Annotated in this window: 16 protein-coding genes; 3 read left to right on the top strand and 13 right to left on the bottom strand. The window is 67.8% G+C overall.

The annotated features are described in order from the left end of the window. Positions 1 to 159: 159 nt before the first annotated feature. Entirely contained in the window at positions 160 to 1,239 is a 1,080-nt protein-coding gene (locus tag ACOGI9_RS11935) for a helix-turn-helix domain-containing protein (protein WP_419857340.1), read from the top strand. A gap of 428 nt (positions 1,240 to 1,667) precedes the next feature. Continuing rightward, positions 1,668 to 2,912 carry an agmatinase family protein gene (locus ACOGI9_RS11940; RefSeq protein WP_419857341.1) on the top strand — a complete coding sequence of 415 codons (1,245 nt, stop codon included), beginning with the start codon at positions 1,668 to 1,670 and terminating at the stop codon, positions 2,910 to 2,912. Positions 2,913 to 2,933: 21 nt separating this feature from the next. On the opposite strand, the gene ACOGI9_RS11945 is transcribed toward ACOGI9_RS11940, so the two are convergent. From ACOGI9_RS11945 to ACOGI9_RS11970, 6 genes are read right to left on the bottom strand one after another with little or no spacing between them, the layout of a single operon-like run. Further along, positions 2,934 to 4,010 carry an aldo/keto reductase gene (locus tag ACOGI9_RS11945; RefSeq protein WP_419857342.1) on the bottom strand — a complete coding sequence of 359 codons (1,077 nt, stop codon included), beginning with the start codon at positions 4,008 to 4,010 and terminating at the stop codon, positions 2,934 to 2,936. 28 nt (positions 4,011 to 4,038) lie between these two features. Next, entirely contained in the window at positions 4,039 to 4,470 is a 432-nt protein-coding gene (locus tag ACOGI9_RS11950) for a hypothetical protein (protein ID WP_419857343.1), read from the bottom strand. Then, a complete protein-coding gene (locus ACOGI9_RS11955) occupies positions 4,467 to 4,868 on the bottom strand; it encodes a VOC family protein (protein WP_419857344.1) in 402 nt (133 codons plus the stop codon). The genes ACOGI9_RS11950 and ACOGI9_RS11955 overlap by 4 nt, the downstream gene beginning before the upstream one ends. Positions 4,869 to 4,918: 50 nt before the next feature. Further along, positions 4,919 to 5,782 carry a CPBP family intramembrane glutamic endopeptidase gene (locus ACOGI9_RS11960; protein WP_419857345.1) on the bottom strand — a complete coding sequence of 288 codons (864 nt, stop codon included), beginning with the start codon at positions 5,780 to 5,782 and terminating at the stop codon, positions 4,919 to 4,921. 19 nt (positions 5,783 to 5,801) lie between these two features. After that, entirely contained in the window at positions 5,802 to 6,455 is a 654-nt protein-coding gene (locus ACOGI9_RS11965; RefSeq protein ID WP_419857346.1) for a DUF4328 domain-containing protein, read from the bottom strand. 36 nt (positions 6,456 to 6,491) lie between these two features. Then, positions 6,492 to 7,280, bottom strand: coding sequence for an SDR family NAD(P)-dependent oxidoreductase (locus tag ACOGI9_RS11970; protein WP_419857347.1), 789 nt, complete (start codon positions 7,278 to 7,280; stop codon positions 6,492 to 6,494). 102 nt (positions 7,281 to 7,382) lie between these two features. On the opposite strand from ACOGI9_RS11970, the gene ACOGI9_RS11975 reads away from it, so the two are divergent. Then, the gene (locus ACOGI9_RS11975) at positions 7,383 to 8,678 is read left to right on the top strand and encodes an acetylornithine deacetylase/succinyl-diaminopimelate desuccinylase family protein (protein WP_419857348.1); all 1,296 of its coding nucleotides are present in this window, start codon (positions 7,383 to 7,385) and stop codon (positions 8,676 to 8,678) included. 9 nt (positions 8,679 to 8,687) lie between these two features. Here the strand turns inward: ACOGI9_RS11975 and ACOGI9_RS11980 are convergent, their stop codons facing one another. The 7 genes from ACOGI9_RS11980 to ACOGI9_RS12010 form a co-directional block, all read right to left on the bottom strand. Continuing rightward, entirely contained in the window at positions 8,688 to 9,659 is a 972-nt protein-coding gene (locus tag ACOGI9_RS11980; RefSeq protein ID WP_419857349.1) for a DUF3667 domain-containing protein, read from the bottom strand. Then, positions 9,656 to 11,227: an alpha/beta hydrolase family protein gene (locus ACOGI9_RS11985; RefSeq protein WP_419859291.1), complete on the bottom strand. Its 1,572-nt coding sequence runs from the start codon at positions 11,225 to 11,227 to the stop codon at positions 9,656 to 9,658. Before ACOGI9_RS11985 ends, ACOGI9_RS11980 begins: the two co-directional genes overlap by 4 nt. Then, a complete protein-coding gene (locus ACOGI9_RS11990; protein WP_419857350.1) occupies positions 11,158 to 12,456 on the bottom strand; it encodes a hypothetical protein in 1,299 nt (432 codons plus the stop codon). The genes ACOGI9_RS11985 and ACOGI9_RS11990 overlap by 70 nt, the downstream gene beginning before the upstream one ends. Before the next feature lie 243 nt (positions 12,457 to 12,699). Then, positions 12,700 to 13,491, bottom strand: a complete 792-nt coding sequence (gene erm, locus ACOGI9_RS11995) for a 23S ribosomal RNA methyltransferase Erm (RefSeq protein WP_419857351.1) — start codon at positions 13,489 to 13,491, stop codon at positions 12,700 to 12,702. A 108-nt stretch (positions 13,492 to 13,599) separates the two neighbouring features. Next, entirely contained in the window at positions 13,600 to 14,019 is a 420-nt protein-coding gene (locus ACOGI9_RS12000; RefSeq protein ID WP_419857352.1) for a type II toxin-antitoxin system VapC family toxin, read from the bottom strand. A 9-nt stretch (positions 14,020 to 14,028) separates the two neighbouring features. Next, positions 14,029 to 14,274 (bottom strand): FitA-like ribbon-helix-helix domain-containing protein, encoded by a 246-nt coding sequence (locus ACOGI9_RS12005; protein ID WP_419857353.1) that lies wholly within the window; start codon positions 14,272 to 14,274, stop codon positions 14,029 to 14,031. Between the two features lie 79 nt (positions 14,275 to 14,353). Continuing rightward, entirely contained in the window at positions 14,354 to 15,598 is a 1,245-nt protein-coding gene (locus ACOGI9_RS12010; protein WP_419857354.1) for a hypothetical protein, read from the bottom strand. Positions 15,599 to 15,670 lie beyond the last annotated feature (72 nt).

The raw sequence follows: 15,670 nt of genomic DNA on the forward strand, positions 1-15,670 counted from the left end.
GGTGTTACAGCCGGCCGGACTCCGGGGGAGCCATCGAACAAGCGAGGAGGGGCAAGAGCGGCAACGTCCGTTTGACCTGTTACACACAACCTGTGGTTGATGCTATTATGGTAATATCGCAATTTGTCAACCATCGTTCACACGAAAGGAGGGGACGGCATGTTCGGACAACGGCTGCGGCTCGCCCGCAAACGCGCCGGCCTTTCCATGCGGGCGCTGGCGGAGCGGATGGATCCGAAGGTCACCGCTCAGGCCATCAGCAAGTACGAGACCGGGAAGATGATGCCTTCTTCGGCCGTCCTTGTCGGTCTCGCGCGGGTCCTCGACGTCTCGCTGGACTTCCTCATGAGTTCCCAGGTCGAGGTCCTCGACGGCCTTGAGTTCCGGAAGCACTCCAGCACGTCCGCCCGGGATCGCGCCAAGGCCGAAGCCGTGCTTATCGACAACCTCGAGCGATACCTAGCCATCGAGGAGGTCCTCGGCATTCCACCTGCGAGCGACCGTTTCGAAGGCCGTCGGTACGACAGCGTCATCGATGTCGAAGAGATCGACGCCCGGGCCGATGAACTCCGCAACGCGTGGAACCTCGGCCTGGATCCAGTGCCCAGCCTGTGCGTCCTCCTCGAGGACAAGGGGATAAAGGTGATCGAAGACGATCTCCCAGCGCGCATCAGCGGCCTGGCCTGCCAGGTCCTGCGGGGGGGAAAGCCCGTCGCCGATGCTGTTCTCGTATCGAGTCGAACCAACGTCGAGCGGAAACGCCTCACCTTGGCCCACGAACTCGCCCACAGGATGATCGGTTCCACCGGCAACCCGGCCATTAAGCCGGAACCGGCGATGAACCGCTTCGCGGGCGCCTTCCTGGTCCCGGGCCGGCATCTCCTTGAGAAAGCCGGTGAGGGACGCCGCCGGATCACTTACTACGAGATCATCCGCCTCAAGCACATGTACGGGGTGTCAGCGGCAGCGATGCTGGTACGCCTCGGCCAGGTCGGCGTGCTGACCCCTGCCGCGGTCCAACACGCATTTCGAACCTACGCTCGCTCCTGGCGCAAGTCGGAACCGGAACCCCTCGAGGGCAACGAAGGGTTCGCAGCGTTCGAGAAACCCCAGCGCTTCAAGAGCCTTGTGTGGCGGGCGGTCGGTGAAGAGCTGATTGCGCCGGTCCGGGCGGCCACTCTCCTCAGCGAATCCCTCGACGTGGTCGAGCGGCAGATCACCGGTCCTGTCGGCCATTGACTCGTGTCATTGTCAACGACGCTTCCTGCCTGATCGACCTCCGGAAGGGGCAGTTTGTGTGCATGGTGTCCTCTGGGTGATTGACGAGTTGGCCGCCGCCGAGGCCTGCGCCACGTCCCTGCTGGTCGAGGCCCTTCAAACCTGGCAGAACGACCGGACGGTTTTCCTCCCCCGACAGGAGATCTCCCAGCGGCTCGCGTCCTTCGCCCGACGAGGGCAATAGCTAGTTGGGGTCTTCGCGCCCCCCAACCTTCACATCGACAGTATTGCAACGCTAATAACAACAAGATTGCAACGTCCGCAGCGACACAATCGCAAACCGGCGGCCCAGACGTGTCTGCCCGATTGCCCGCCGGCGTGGCGCCGCATAGGCTTCCCAGCGAGACGATACCCGCTCATCCGCGCTGACTATCGGACGTGATCGAACCATGACATCGCGCTTCTCGTCCTCCGCTCTCCTCCTGTGCGGCCTCTTGCTGACGGCCTGCGAGGTTCCGCCGCCGGAGTCCGGCGAGGTCGCGGCTGCGGATGCGACGGCCGACACCGTTGCGGACGCCGCGGCGGACACCGTCCCGGAGCGGGAGCCGCTCCCGGCCGACTCGGCCATCATCCGGCTCGACGCGAGCGACCCCAACCTCGCGGTGTGGCAGGACCGGGACATCTCCGGGGATCCTCCGCGGGAACCCGGACCCATCCAGGTCGGATCCGTGCTCACCTTCTTCGGGTTGCCGATCGCGCGCACGCCCGAGGACCTCGTCGCGGGCGAGGTCGAAGTCGCCTTCATGGGGGCCCCGGTCGACATGGGGGTGGGGTACCGCGGGGCGGGTGAGGGACCGACCGCCCTCCGGGCCATGCGGCGCAGCGTGGGCAGCATGGAGACGATGATCTCGTGGCGCAGCGAACTCACGGCGGTCGACTACGGCAACGCGCCGATCGACAACCTGAGCGTGGAGCGCAGCATGCCGCCGATCCGCCGCATGGTGCGCGAGATCGCGGAGACGGGCGCCATCCCGGTGATCATCGGGGGCGACCACTCGATCGAGTTCGCCAACGTGGCGGGACTCGCGGATGTGTACGGCAAGGAGAACGTCGGCGTCATCCACTTCGACGCGCACTACGATGCGGGGGACGCGCGGCACGGCCACCTGATCTCGCACGCGCAGCCGGTGCGCCGTCTCATCGATGACGGCCACATCCTCGGCCGGAACTTCATCCAGGTGGGGTTGCGGGGCAGTTGGCCGGGGCCGTCGGGTTTCGAGTGGATGCGGGCGAACGATATGCGGTATCACACGATGGCCGAGATCGACCGGGACGGCTGGACCGACGTCATGCGGGAAGTCCTCGACCAGGCGAACGAAGGTCCGGAATACCTGCACATCTCCTTCGACATCGACGTCATGGACCCGGCCTACACGTCGGGCACGGGGACGCCGGTGCCGGGAGGACTGACGCCCCGGGAGGTGTTCTACATGGTCCGCGGGCTCTGCTCGGAGAACAACGTGGTGGGCTTCGACCTGGTCGAACTCAACCCGCTGGTCGACCCGGGCTACACGACCATGCTCAACGCGAAGAAGATCGTGGACGAGTGCATGACGGGCATCGCCCTCCGGAAGCTCGGCCTCGGCAACCGCGACTACCTGAGCCCCCTCACCCGCGACGACGGCCGCCGCTAGCCGCCGGTTGATGCGCCGGTGTCAGGCGGGGAAGTGCTCGTTGTCGATCGCTTCGAGCATGCCGGCGGCGGCGAGTTGGCGGATCCGGCTGTCTTCGCCATGGAGGAGGTAGTACGTCCAGGGCAGAACGGGGGCGCTCGCCTCGTTCAGCGCCTGCATGTCGTCGGCCGGCAGGGAGAGTGACAGGTACTGAAGGCTGTCCTCGATCTGGGAGACTTTCCGGGCCCCGATCATCGGGATCACGCCGCGGTCGCGCACCCACGCCAGAGCCACCGCGGCCGAACTCGTTCCGAGGCGGTCGGCGATCTCGTCCACCTTGCGGGCGGCGTCGTACGCCTTCTCGTCGAACTGGAAGGCCCATTGTCTGAAGAGCTCGCTGTCGAAGCGCCGGCTCTCCGTACTGTCGCCGCGCGTGTACTTGCCGGTCAGGAAGCCGCCGGCCAGCGGCGAGTACGCGTTCACGCTGATGCCGAGCGCGCGGGCGCACGGGATGATCTCGAATTCCAGATCCCTCGAGACGAGGTTGTACTGGTACTGTAGGGCCGAGATCGGCTCCCAGCCTCTCTGATCGGCCACGGTCTGGCCGCGCGCCACCACCCAGGCCGGCGTGTTGCACAGGCCGAAGTGCAGAACCTTCCCCTGCTGCACGAGGTCGTTCACGTTCCGCATCACGTCCGCGATGTCGGTGCTGTACTCCCAGAAGTGAATCCAGAGGAGGTCGATGTAGTCCACGCCGAGGCGTTTCAGGCTCCCTTCGACCGACTGCACCATGCTCTTCTTGTGGTTGCCTCCGGCGTTGGGATGGTCCCGGATGCTCGGGTCGAAGCCGCTGTGCAGGGTGTTGGTGTACTTCGTCGTCACGACGTAGCGATGGCGCTCGGAAGCGACGAATTCCCCCAGAATCCGCTCGCTGAGACCGCCATTGTAGACTTCGTTGGCCGTGTCGAAATAGTTGCCGCCCTTGTCCACGAACGCTTCCAGGATCCGGCGACTCTCCTCGGGCCCGGCGGAGCTGGGCGACTCCGTCGACATCATCATCGTGCCCAGGCAGACCTCGGACACGCGGAGGCCGCTCCTTCCCAGCAACTTGTATCGCATTCGTCTCCTCTTCTCTGCTACGTCTCTGCTAGGCGCGGAGCTTGCGGGAGCCGAGCCAGATGCCGACGACGCCGATCACCGGGTTGAGCCAGGTGAGCCAGGTCGGCTGGCGGGCGCTCATGGTCGCCTCCAGCATCCCTACGTCGTCGGGGCGCGGTCCCGTCGCCGCCTCCACCGGTATCAGGATCGACACCACCCCGAGCACGACCAGGATGCCGATCAGAATCATGGCGCCCTTGGCGTCGTGCGCCATGCGGGCACAGACCCGTCCGCCGATGTACGCCCCCACGAATCCGATCACGATCGAGCCGAGGATCCAGCCGCTGGCGACCTCCCATGTCCCCGGCTGGAAGGCGCCCGAGGCGCCCAGCACCAGCCACAGAAGCGAGGAGAGCGCGAAGAGCACGGCGACGATCGCGATGTAGCCGACGATGGCGGCGAGGATGTTCCTGAGCATCATGTTCCTCCCTGCTGTTTTTCTTCGAGAATCTGGATCAGGCTGCCGCATGTATCGTCGAAGACGGCGGTAATGACCGTCCCCAGGTCTTTCGGCGGCTGCACGAACTTCACGCCCTTTGCCACGAGACGCTCGTGCTCGGCTTCGACATCATCGACCGCGAAGGAGGCACTGGGGATCCCGTCCTCCATGAGCGCGGTCTTGAATGGACGGACGGCGGGGTGGCCATCGGGCTCGAGCAGCAACTCCGTCCCGTCCGGGGCCTCCTTCGATACCACGGTGATCCAGGCGTACTCTCCCATGGGGATGTTGTGCTTCACCTGAAAGCCGAGGATGTCCGTGTAGAAACGAAGCGCCTTCTGCTGGTCGTTCACGACGACGCTGGTCAGGTAGATTCTCATTCCTCGCTGCCCTCATCCATTGAGTGTGGCCGGCCCGCTTCGCCCCCATGCTAGGCGGCGAACGGGTAGGTGAACAGGAAGAGGTGGGTCAGGTTGAGGAGGAAGTGCACTAGGATGCTGGCTTCCACGCGTCCCGTGACGTAATAGGCGGCGCCGTAGCCGATGCCGGCGAGGGTGGCCAGAAGGACATACGTGGTTCCGCCCGCGATGTGCACCACGCCGAACGCGGCGGCGCAGGCGAGGAGGGCCACGACGGCCGGCGCCGGCACCCTCCCGCGCAGGGATCGTCCCAGGTGCCGCTGCAGGATCCCGCGAAAAACCGTCTCCTCGGAGACGCACGTCAGGAGCAGGTTCGACGGCACCCACACGCCGAGGATCGCGGGCCATTTCGGGTCCCAGGCCGTGTACCCCACCGCCGTCGCCGTTCCGAGCGTCACGACCGTCGCGAGAATGGCGATGGCCCCGGTGGCGACGATCGCGCGCCGCCAGGGCGGGTTCTCCTGCGGCTGGACGCACGCCAGGTAGAGCAGGATGCCCGCGAATCCCTTGTCGTAGTCCCAGTACAGCGTGAAGTCGGCCGAGGAGGCGGAGACGTACACGCGGTCCAGGGCGAGGACGTTGTGGATCCACGGTACCTGGTTGGTGGCCAGGGCTGCGGTGAGGACGACCACGACGCCCCACGCCAGGGCCCGGCGAGTCCGGGGAGATTCGGGGCGAACGGCGGCGAGGCAGGCGCCGGCGAAGAGCGCGAGCACCGCGAGCCCCGCCCACTCGACGATGCCGGCGGGCACCGCAGCGGCGAGGGAGAGGGCTGTGAAGCCCAGCGCAACGGAACGGCGACCCGTCACCATCGCGGCTCCGAACGCCGCCCACAGGAGCAGGTACGGAAGCGCGTATGTGAAGTCGACCGTCATGGTCTAGCCCTTGATCAGATCAAGGCTCGCTTTGGCGGCGGTGGTGTGCGGTCTGGAGCTGGGTGACGGCTGTGATGATGGCTACGAGGACGAACGCCAGCGGAATGTCCAGCAGGTTTTCGACCAGAGCCGTGGCCCTCTCGACGGTCTCCGTGCCCGCCTCGTCCAGGACCTCGAACGCCACTGTATCCACGACACCCAGGCCCCAGGACGGCACGATCCACAGGCCCCACCACCAGCGCAGCAGGGGCGATACCGGCGTCGCGCCCCAGTCGGAGGGGTTCACGGAGGCGCGCCAGATCTCGGTCATGGCCTGATACGGCTTCCAGAACCACGCGATCGGGATAAAATACCAGCCGACCGCCCATCCCGGCGTGAAGCGCATGTCGGCCGCGCCCAGCTGCCTGGCGTTGTGATTGGCGCGATAGATCCACATGAGCACGAGGATCGCGGTGGTGAGCCCGATCGCGATGACCACCAGGGACCAGAGGATCGAGAGGGCCGTCACACCTCCGTATAGCTCCAGCCCGCCGGCCACCTCCCATGCCGACACGATCGCCACCGCAATGCCGGCGTAGAGAAAGACCTTTGTCCACTTCGCGAGTGAGGTCGGGTCCTGGAAGCCGGCGTCAGGGCCCGTCGCTTCGCCGGTCGCCGGATTGGCGTCGTCCATGTGCTTTCTCCCGGGAGGAGGTTACGGGCGATCGAGTCAACCTGCGGGCGGCGTGTACCTCCCGTCGATGGCGGTCCAGCCTCCGTCGGCGAACAGGACCGTGCCGGTGACGTAGCTCGCGGCGTCCGAAGCGAGGAAGACGGTGGGGCCGGCCATCTCCGCGGCGCTCCCCCAGCGGTTCATGATGTTGCGCGCGGCGTAGGCGCCGTACCAGTCCGGTTTGTCCTTGATCGGGGCGGTGAGCGGCGTGTCGATGACGCCCGGGGCGACCGCGTTCACCCGCACCCCGCGGGGCCCGAGTTCGGCCGCGGCGGTGCGCACCATCTGCACGATCCCCGCCTTGGTGGCGGCGTACATGCTCTGCCCCGGCTCGACCACCACCGACCGGATCGAACTGAAGAGGATGATCGACCCGGATCCCTGCGCGGTCATGATCCGTCCCGCGGACTGGATGACGTGCGCGCCGCCCTTGAGGTTGAGGCCCAGGACGCGGTCGATCTCCTCGTCGGTGTAGTCGAGGAGGGGTTTGCGCACGTTCACCCCGGGCGTGCAGACGACGACGTCGAGGGACCCGCGGGCCGCCGCGATCTCCTCGAACGCGCGGGTGATGGCCGCGCCGTCCAGGATGTCGAGATGGGCGGAGTCGGCCTCGCCTCCGGCCGCGCGGATGGTGGTCGCGGTGTCGGCGGCGGCGTCCGGGTCGATGTCGAGGCAGGACACGTGCGCGCCCGCCTCGGCGCACCCGATCGCGACGGCCTCGCCGATGCCGGAGCCGCCTCCGACGACCGCGGCCGTGCGTCCCTCGAGGCTGAACATGTTGGTCATGGGATTCTCTGGGCAGGGTTTCGTGTGGTAGGGCGCGACACAATGTACGGGCCGCACTCGCCGGGCAACTCGGCCCGCGCGTCCCCCGGTCCGGAGATCCGCATGCACCATGTGAAGCCGCCGACCGTCCTTCGCCGGGAGGACCGCGTCCTCGCCGAAGTGGAGGCCGTGCGCGACGAGATCGTCGCCTTCACGGCGGAGATGATCCGGATCCCCACGGTGAATCCGCCCGGGGCGTGCTACCGCGAGTGCGCCGAATTCATCGGCCGGCAGCTTGAGGCGACGGGTCTGGCGGTGGAGTACGTGGAGGCGGAGGGGCGCCCGGAGCACACCGCCGAACACCCGCGGGTGAACGTGGTGGGACGGGGAGCGGCCCGGCCGGGACGCCCGCGGCTCCACCTGAACGGCCACTTCGACGTGGTCCCGCCGGGCGAGGAGTGGACGGTCGACCCGTTCGCGGGCGTGGTGCGCGAGGGGCGCATCTACGGGCGGGGGGCGTCGGACATGAAGTCCGGGATCGCCGCCGCGGTGTTCGCGGTCGAGGCGCTGCGGCGGGCGGGGGTCGAACTCGCTGGCGCCGTGGACATCAGCGCCACCGTCGACGAGGAGAGCGGCGGCTTTGCCGGGGTCGCGCACCTGTGCGAGGCGGGGATCATCTCGAGCGACGACACCCGGTACGCCATCATCCCGGAGCCGTTCGGACCCGCGCGCGTGTGCCTGGGGCACCGGGGCGTCTACTGGTTCGACGTTGTCGCGCACGGCCACGAGGCCCACGGCAGCATGAGCCACCTCGGCCGCAGCGCCATCGAGGACATGGGCGCCCTGCTGGAAGCCTTTCGGACCCGGCTCTCCCCCGAACTCGCGGCGCGGCTTTCGGCGCTGCCCGTCGTGCCGGAACCCTCCCGGCGTCCCTCTCTCAACGTCAACGCGATCACCGGCGGCCAGGCCGGCGAAGCGACCCAGTCGCCCTGCGTGGCCGACCGCTGCGTCGCCACGTTCGACCGCCGCTTCATCCCCGAGGAGTCCTTCGAGGAGGTGCGCGCCGAGATCGCGCGCCTCGTCGCGTCGGTGGAAGCCGACGACCCGGAACGCCGGTTCACGATCGAGGAGCGCATGGTCGTGCACCCGACCTCCGCGCCGCCCGGTTCGCCGCTCGTGGCCGCCCTGTCCCGCGCGGTGGAAACGGCCGTCGGCCGCCCGCCGGAACTCGTCGCGAGCCCCGGCACGTACGACCAGAAGCACTTCGCGCGCATCGCCGGCATCGAGCACTGCGTCGCCTACGGCCCCGGCCCCCTCGAGGAGGCCCACCAGCCGGACGAGTCCTGCGCGATCGACGACCTCGTGACGTGCACGCAGGCCCTCGCGCTCGCGGCCCTCGAACTGCTCGGCCCGGCCTAGCCGCCTGCGCTAGCCGGTCACGAACACGGAGATCACGAAGGCGGGAATCAGCGCCAGCGAGTAGAGCACGTACATGCCGACCGACTTCGCCAGCGTCAGTACCCAGCCGTTCTCGTAGTAGCGTCGCAGGGCAATGACGAAATAGGGGTACGGAGCCAGCAGGCAGCCCACCCGGACCCAATACCCCGGCCCCGATTCGGGGAGCAGAAGCGCGACCGAGTAGATGAGAAACGCGAACGTCTGGACGTGGATGGCAAAGACCAGGTGCTCTACGTAGAAGCGCTTCTTCCGAAAATGGAAGACGGCGAGGACCAGCCCGAGGACCGGAAGCAGGCAGAACATGGCGATCGGCATGTTCGCGATCAGACGGCGGGGGATGATCGATGGATCGTGAAGCATGTCGATCGCCGAGAGCTGCACGGATCTCTCGACCCACCCCAGCTCCGCGACGCCGGCGCCCCCGCCCATGCCAACAAAGATCTGCCTTGCGACATTGCCGGCCGGCCGGGCAAGAATGTCGTCGGCCTTCCTCTGCTGCTCCGGCGGTAGCCCCGCCCTGAAGGCCTCGAGGCGCTCTTCCGTCGGGGGCTGGGCCGTGGCGTCTTCCGCCTGCTCTTCGGTCAGGCTGCTCCCGAAATTCTCTTCGGTCGTGTTCAGTACGCCCGCACTACGGAAGTCTCCCCGCAGCGACAGCAGGAGGAAGAAGAGGAAGCTGGCGAAGATGTAGAGTCGGACCGGCGACACGAAGCCGGCGCGGCGGTTGCGCGAGAACTCCCGGGTGAGGCTGCCGGGGCGGAACATCAGCAGCTTCAACGTGCGAAGGAGCCGGGAATCCACCTCGAACGTCTCCCGCACAAACTCGCCCGCCACGGACCAGAGCGCGCGGGCGTAGTCCCGGTCGCTCTGCCCGCAGTGGGCGCAGAAGCTCTCCGGCCGGTCGCGTCCGCAGTTCGGACAGGTGCGCGCCCCGGCGGACGTCACGGCTTCCCGGCGACGCGCTTCTTCTCCTCCTCCAGCGCGTCCAGCGCCACCCCTTCCGTAATCCACGCCGGTGCGGGCTCGCCCTTCAGGTAGTGTCCGAACCACTCCAGGATGCGCCGGTGGTAGTCCTTCTGGTTCGCCTCCTCGCGGAAACCGTGATCCTCGCCTTCGTAGACGAGGAGCACCATCTGTCTCTCGGCGCGGCGGGCGAAGTTGAAGAACTCGGTCCCCTGGTCCCAGTCCACCACGCCGTCCTCGTTGCCGAACGCCATCAGCAGCGGCGTCTCCATGTTCTGCACCTCGTGGATGGGCGAGTTCCGCCGGTGCGCCTCCGGGTCCTCCCAGAACGGTACCTCCATGCGGGCCTGGCCGGTCTCCCAGTGGCTCACTTCGGCGATCCCCGGGTTCCAGTGCAACTGGCCCATGAAGCTCACGAAGTCGGTGAGCGGCGCGCCCGCCACGGACGCCGCGAAGATGTCGGTGCGCGTGGGCAGGAACGTCGCCTGGTAGCCGCCCCACGAGTGTCCGATGAGGCCGACCGCGTCCGGGTCCGTCACCCCCATGTCGACGGCCTTCGCCACCGCCGCGCGCACGGACTCCAGCGCGCTCACGCCCGGATCCCGCGCCCGGTAGACGATGTCCGGCAGCAGCACCGCGTACCCGTGCTGGGTCCAGGCCGTGTAGTTGTAGTAGTCCCGCTCGCTGGGGACTCGGAAGGAGTGCATCTGCGGCGAGAGGATCTCGTACGTGTACACGATCGTGGGGACGGCGCGGCCCTCCTCGTAGTCCGCGGGGAGGAGGAGGACGAACTGGAGGTCGCGGCCCGATTCGCTCGTGAAGTCGACGAGTTCCGCCCGGCCCCACGCCACCTCGTCGATGAAGGGGTTGATCGCCGTTACCTGGGAGGGGTCGGCGAGGTCCGGGCCCGCGACGAAGTAGTCCGGCGGATCGTCGAAGCGCTCCGCGCGGTAGAGCAGAACGTCGGCGCTGTCGGCGCGGGTGAGGCCGGCCAGGCGCGCGTCCTCCAGGATCAGGGTCTCGGCCACGTCCTCGCCCCTCGCGTTGGCCCAGCCGCCGGCGAAGCGGGCGTAGCCGCGCTGCTCCGTCCCGTCGTTGTGGAGGGACAGGTAGGGGCGCGAATCCGGGTCGATGCCGGGCTCGTCGTCATCGGTGACGCGGGTCAGCCGGTGCGTGATCCCCGTCTCCGCGCCGCGCGTCAGCCGCTCGCCTCCCGAGCCGTCGGGCGCGACGCGCCAGATGTCGTGCTCGTCGTAGAGCAGGACGGCCTGGTCCCCGTCGAGCCAGCCGCCGGGACCGAAATCGTGCGGGGGGATGACGTCGGTGGGCGTGTCGTAGCCGGTGTCCGCGAACTCGGCCGCCAGGGCCGACGTCATGTCATGCCGTTCGCCCGTGGCGATGTGGAGGCTGTGGTAGGCGGAGCCGTCCCATGAGAGGAGCCAGTCGCCACCCGCGCTCGGCCATTCGTAGCGCACGCGGGTCAGGAGCCGGCGGCGCTCACCGGTGTCCGCGTCGATCGCCCACACGTCGTGGTACGGACGGCCGAACATCGCGCCCCACGGGTAGGGCTCGCTGATGTCCTCCAGCGCGTACGCCCAGCCTTCCAGGAGTTGGGTCCCGGCCATGAGGTCGGACCCGAGGACGACCGCCCGGTCGTCGTCGAGGTGCCAGACGGCGAGCAGCGAGCGCGCGGCGTCGCGGTCCTCCGACACCCTCTGCTCAGGGAAGAGGCGGACGTCGCTCGTGTGCCAGATCTGCAGGCCGGGAAGGTCGGGTTCGGCATCGTCGCCGGGTCACCGTCCTCCGGCTCGTCGTCCGCCGCCCTCATCGCTTCCGGCTCGATCGGCCGGAGCCCCAGGGAGATCATGTGGCCGTCGTCCGACCAGGCGGGGGCGCGGTGCCGGACCGCCTCGAGCGTGTCCGGGATGCCGGCCGCGTCCGCGCCGAGCACCATCGTCTCGACGCCGCGGTCCAGGCCGCGCCACGCCAGGACGTCGTAGGCGGCCCCGTCGGCCGAAGCCGCTTCGCGCGAGCGGAGGGCGGCCAGATCCGCCGAGTCGTCGCGCCAGCGGAGGCTCCGGTAGGACGAACCGGAAGCGTCGGCCGAGCGCAGGATCCCGGCATCGGCATCATACACCTGCACGCCGTTGCCCACGTCCGCGCCGGTCGCGATGGCGAGCGCCAGCAGGGATCCGCCTGGGCTCCAGGCCATCTCGCTCACGTTCCCGAAGGAGGTCTCCGCCCCCGTCGCCAGCGTGACGATGCGGAGGTCGGCGCCCTTGCCCGACGGCTCGTCCGGCGAATAGCCGCGCAGTGCCACGTACCGCCCGGAGGCGTCGAAGCGCCCCTCGGAGACCGCCTCGAACTCGCGGATTCCCCCGGTCTCCAGATCCATCACCGAAGCCTTCTCGCGCACCGGCTCGTCGCTCTCCGCCAGCCGCTCCCGCTCCTCCGGCGGCAGCCCGATGGTCCAGGCCAGCCAGCGCCCGTCGGGGGAGAATCGCGGCTCCGACCCCCACGGGAAGACGCGAGCGGAGTCCTCCTCGATCCTGCGCACGCGGAGTTCCGACGTCTCGTCCACCCGCGTGACCTCATAAGCGATCCAGTCACCGAGCGGTGAGAACTCGACACCCCCAAGCCGCTCCCAGCGGCCATAGTCGTCCGGCGTGACGAGCGGTCGCTCCTGGGAGGAAGCGGAGGACGGGAGGACGAACGCGAGACCGCCAAGCGCGGCGAGCATCACAAGCGTCCGGAAACGGGAGGCGAGTGTCCAAGTCATCGCGCACTCCTGAGAATCACTGGCTCCAGCCGGTTTCGGGCGGCGGCCACCTCTTCCCTCGCCGAACGGCCCGCGGGCGCCTGCCTGACCGCTTCATCGGCGGCATCCAGCCATGAGCGCAGCCATGCTTCGTGTTTATCCGGGATATCGCTGGTCGTTTTCATGCCTGCCATGATAGCTGTACCACCGTATCCCCCCCAACGTGTCCGGAGCACGGGCGCTTCTCCTCCTCCGCATCGGCGCCTACGATCGGGTGAGGCTTCGGAAACGGAACAGTGCGAGCCACTGGTCGAAGGTGAGGTCGCGGGGTGGTCCGGAGGGATCGAATCGGAGATCCCGACCCAGCCGGGAGATCTGCGTTCGCGTGAATTCGGATCGCAGGCACCGCCGGATCGAGCGGCCGTCGCGGCCGAAGCAACTGCGGATGAAGCGCCGGTAGTCCGCGGCCTGGGAGCGGTCCACGAGCGGTCGCGTGCGTCGCGCCAGCCAGAGGGCGACGGCGTCGACGCTCGGAGGAGGATCGAAGTCGGTACGGCGCAAGCGCCGCGCGATCTCGATCTGCCACCACGGCTTGAGCAGCAGCGAGGACTGGGTCTCCCGGGCACAGGGACGGCCGGCAAACCGCTCGGCCGCTTCACGCTGGACCACGAGCCAGGCGTCCCGCGGCGGAGGATCGGCTTGGACGAGTCGCCGGACGATGGCGGCCGTCCGGTTGAACGGGATGTTCCCCAGGACCTTGTAGGGGACATCGGGCAGCCGAAAACGCAGGAAGTCGGACCGGTCGATCGTGATACGGCTGTCAGTCCGGAAGCGCGCGCGAAGCGCCTCGGCCAGCGCGCCGTCGAACTCCACCGCGACGACCTCACGGCATCGACGCGCCAGCTCTCGAGTGAGGATGCCGCGGCCCGCACCGACCTCGACGACCAGATCGTTTTGTGCGACGGGAGCCTGAGCGATCAGGCTAGCCGCAAGCGACCTGCTCCGGAGGAAGTGCTGCGAAAGGTCCGCACGCCTGGGTGCCCGTTGCCTGGACACGGCGAACCATCACGAACGTAGACATGCAATCTCCCGCGCTACACGAACTAGACCGAAAAGCCGTCGCCGCCGACGCTAGGCCACCCGCGTCTCACCCGCAACAAACCGTTATCCCGACCAGGGATCGATCACATTCAGTCCCGTACCCTCGAAGTCCCGTACGTTGCGCGTGACCAGAGCGGCTCCGCGTATGCGGGATATGGCAGCGATCTGGCAGTCGGCCTCGCCGATGGGTCGGCCGACGTGGCGGCGTTCCGCGGCGATCTCCGCGTAGGCCTGGGCGGCAGCGCTGTCGAACGGGAGGATACGCTCTCTGAAGCCGAGATTGAGCCAGCGGGTCATGGCAGCTTCGAGCGCGTTCCGCCGCTTGCCGGCCGGCAGGATCGCGACACCGTAGAGCAGTTCCGCTTCGCTGACGGCCGTCAGGTACATGTCCTGCGCATCGTGCTCAGCAATCCAGACCGCTACTGCCGCCGCCGGTTCAGAGCGCATCAGTTCCGACGCGACATTCGTATCTATTACGAACATGAGAGCCGCTCAGGAGAAATCCGGAGGCGCACGCATCGGGCCGCGGGGGGGAAGTTCGAGTTCGACGCCGCCAAGGGACGCGAAGCACTCGCGGGTGAACGTCGCGAGGTTTCGCGGACCGGTGCGACGACCGGTGACGGCATCGCGCAGGATGATACGCACTTCCTCCTCCATCGAACGGTGATGCTCGGCCGCGCGTACGCGAAGGCGCGTCTTTATGTCGTCGTCAAGATTGCGGATCGTGATGCTCGCCATCGGCCGTGCCTCCTCGCGGTCCGGGAACGGGCGGAGAAGCTACCGAATGATTGCAATGCAATCAAGCTCTCCCCCGGTTCTAGGGCGCGCACGTCCGATCGACCAGATACCGGTGAATGTACGGGATGCCGAACTCGCCGTACGTGGCGCCCCAGACTTCGTCGCGGCTGGCGATGCCTACCGCGAGGCGAGGATCCCAGGGCACGAGCGAAGTGCGACCCTGTCCGATCTCTACCGTGCCTTCCAGCGTTCCGCCGGAATCGTAGACCTCCCACACGTCGACGCGGTCCTCGCGCATCTCTCGAAGCAACCAGATGGTCCCGTCCGTTCCGGCCACGACCTGCCGGACCGGGGGGAGGTATTCCGGAACCCAGAAAACTCTTCGGGCCGCGCGACGCCTCCGCTCGAGCGTCGTCTCAGTTAACTGAAGGCCCGTAGGGTAGTAGTCGCCGGCCCTCCAGCCTGCGTACTCGTCCTCCAGGCGGCGTTCCATCGCACGGGTGACGTCGCGGCGTTCGTACTCGACGGACCGCTGCAGGAGCGTGTCTCCACGGATCGATATCACCAGAAGGTCGAAGGTCGGCGGAGTCGCGTCTTCATGCACTTCCCCGATCCGTACGACCGCTGAGCCGTCGGGCGTGACCGCGGTGAGGGATTCGCCGAGTCCGAGAGGCGGGAGGTCTCTGAGGGGGTGTGTGCCGGGGAACAACTGGGCGTCCACCTCATTCTCGATGCCGTTTCCCGGCCATTCTATCGTGGCGATGGTGTCCAGGACTTCGCCGGATCGTGAGAAGCGGCGAAACGCGAGTCCGGGGTCCTCGCCTCGGGATGAAAAGGCCCCCCCATCCGTAATGCGACGCCTGCCAACGAGCGTACCGTCGGCGAGCATGCGGCCCGGGGTCAGCAGCGACCCCTCTTCGGGCACGCTCCGAGAGAACTGAATGATCTGCTCCGGACGGCGCTCATCGGTGGTGAACAACTGGACCCGGCTGAAGTCCGCTATCCAAAGGGTGTCTCCGACCCAGCCTACGGAGCGCGCGGCAAGCTCTATATCACCAGGCCCCTGGCCCGCACGACCGATCCGGCGAAGCACCTGGCCATCAAGCGAGAAGACCGTGACCGCCGGCACCATGGCCTGAGCGACGTAGAGAGCGCTGTCGGGACCGATCGCGAGATCCAGGACGCTCGCAACGAGGTCCGTGCTTTCGAAGGATCCGATCCGCAGGACCTCTTCCAACTGCCACGGCGTCGGACACACGCTCTGCCCGCGCAGCGCACCTGGGGCGCAAAGGAGCAAAGCAGCCAGAAGGGTCAGTCTACGCAACGCACGCCTCCGATCACGGTGCGTCACTCTACGGAGCCTCGCTCCGAGGGTCTATATTCGGCCGGAGCCAAG

It is taken from the genome of Candidatus Palauibacter irciniicola, assembly GCF_965208695.1.
Lineage (GTDB): Bacteria > Gemmatimonadota > Gemmatimonadetes > Palauibacterales > Palauibacteraceae > Palauibacter > Palauibacter irciniicola.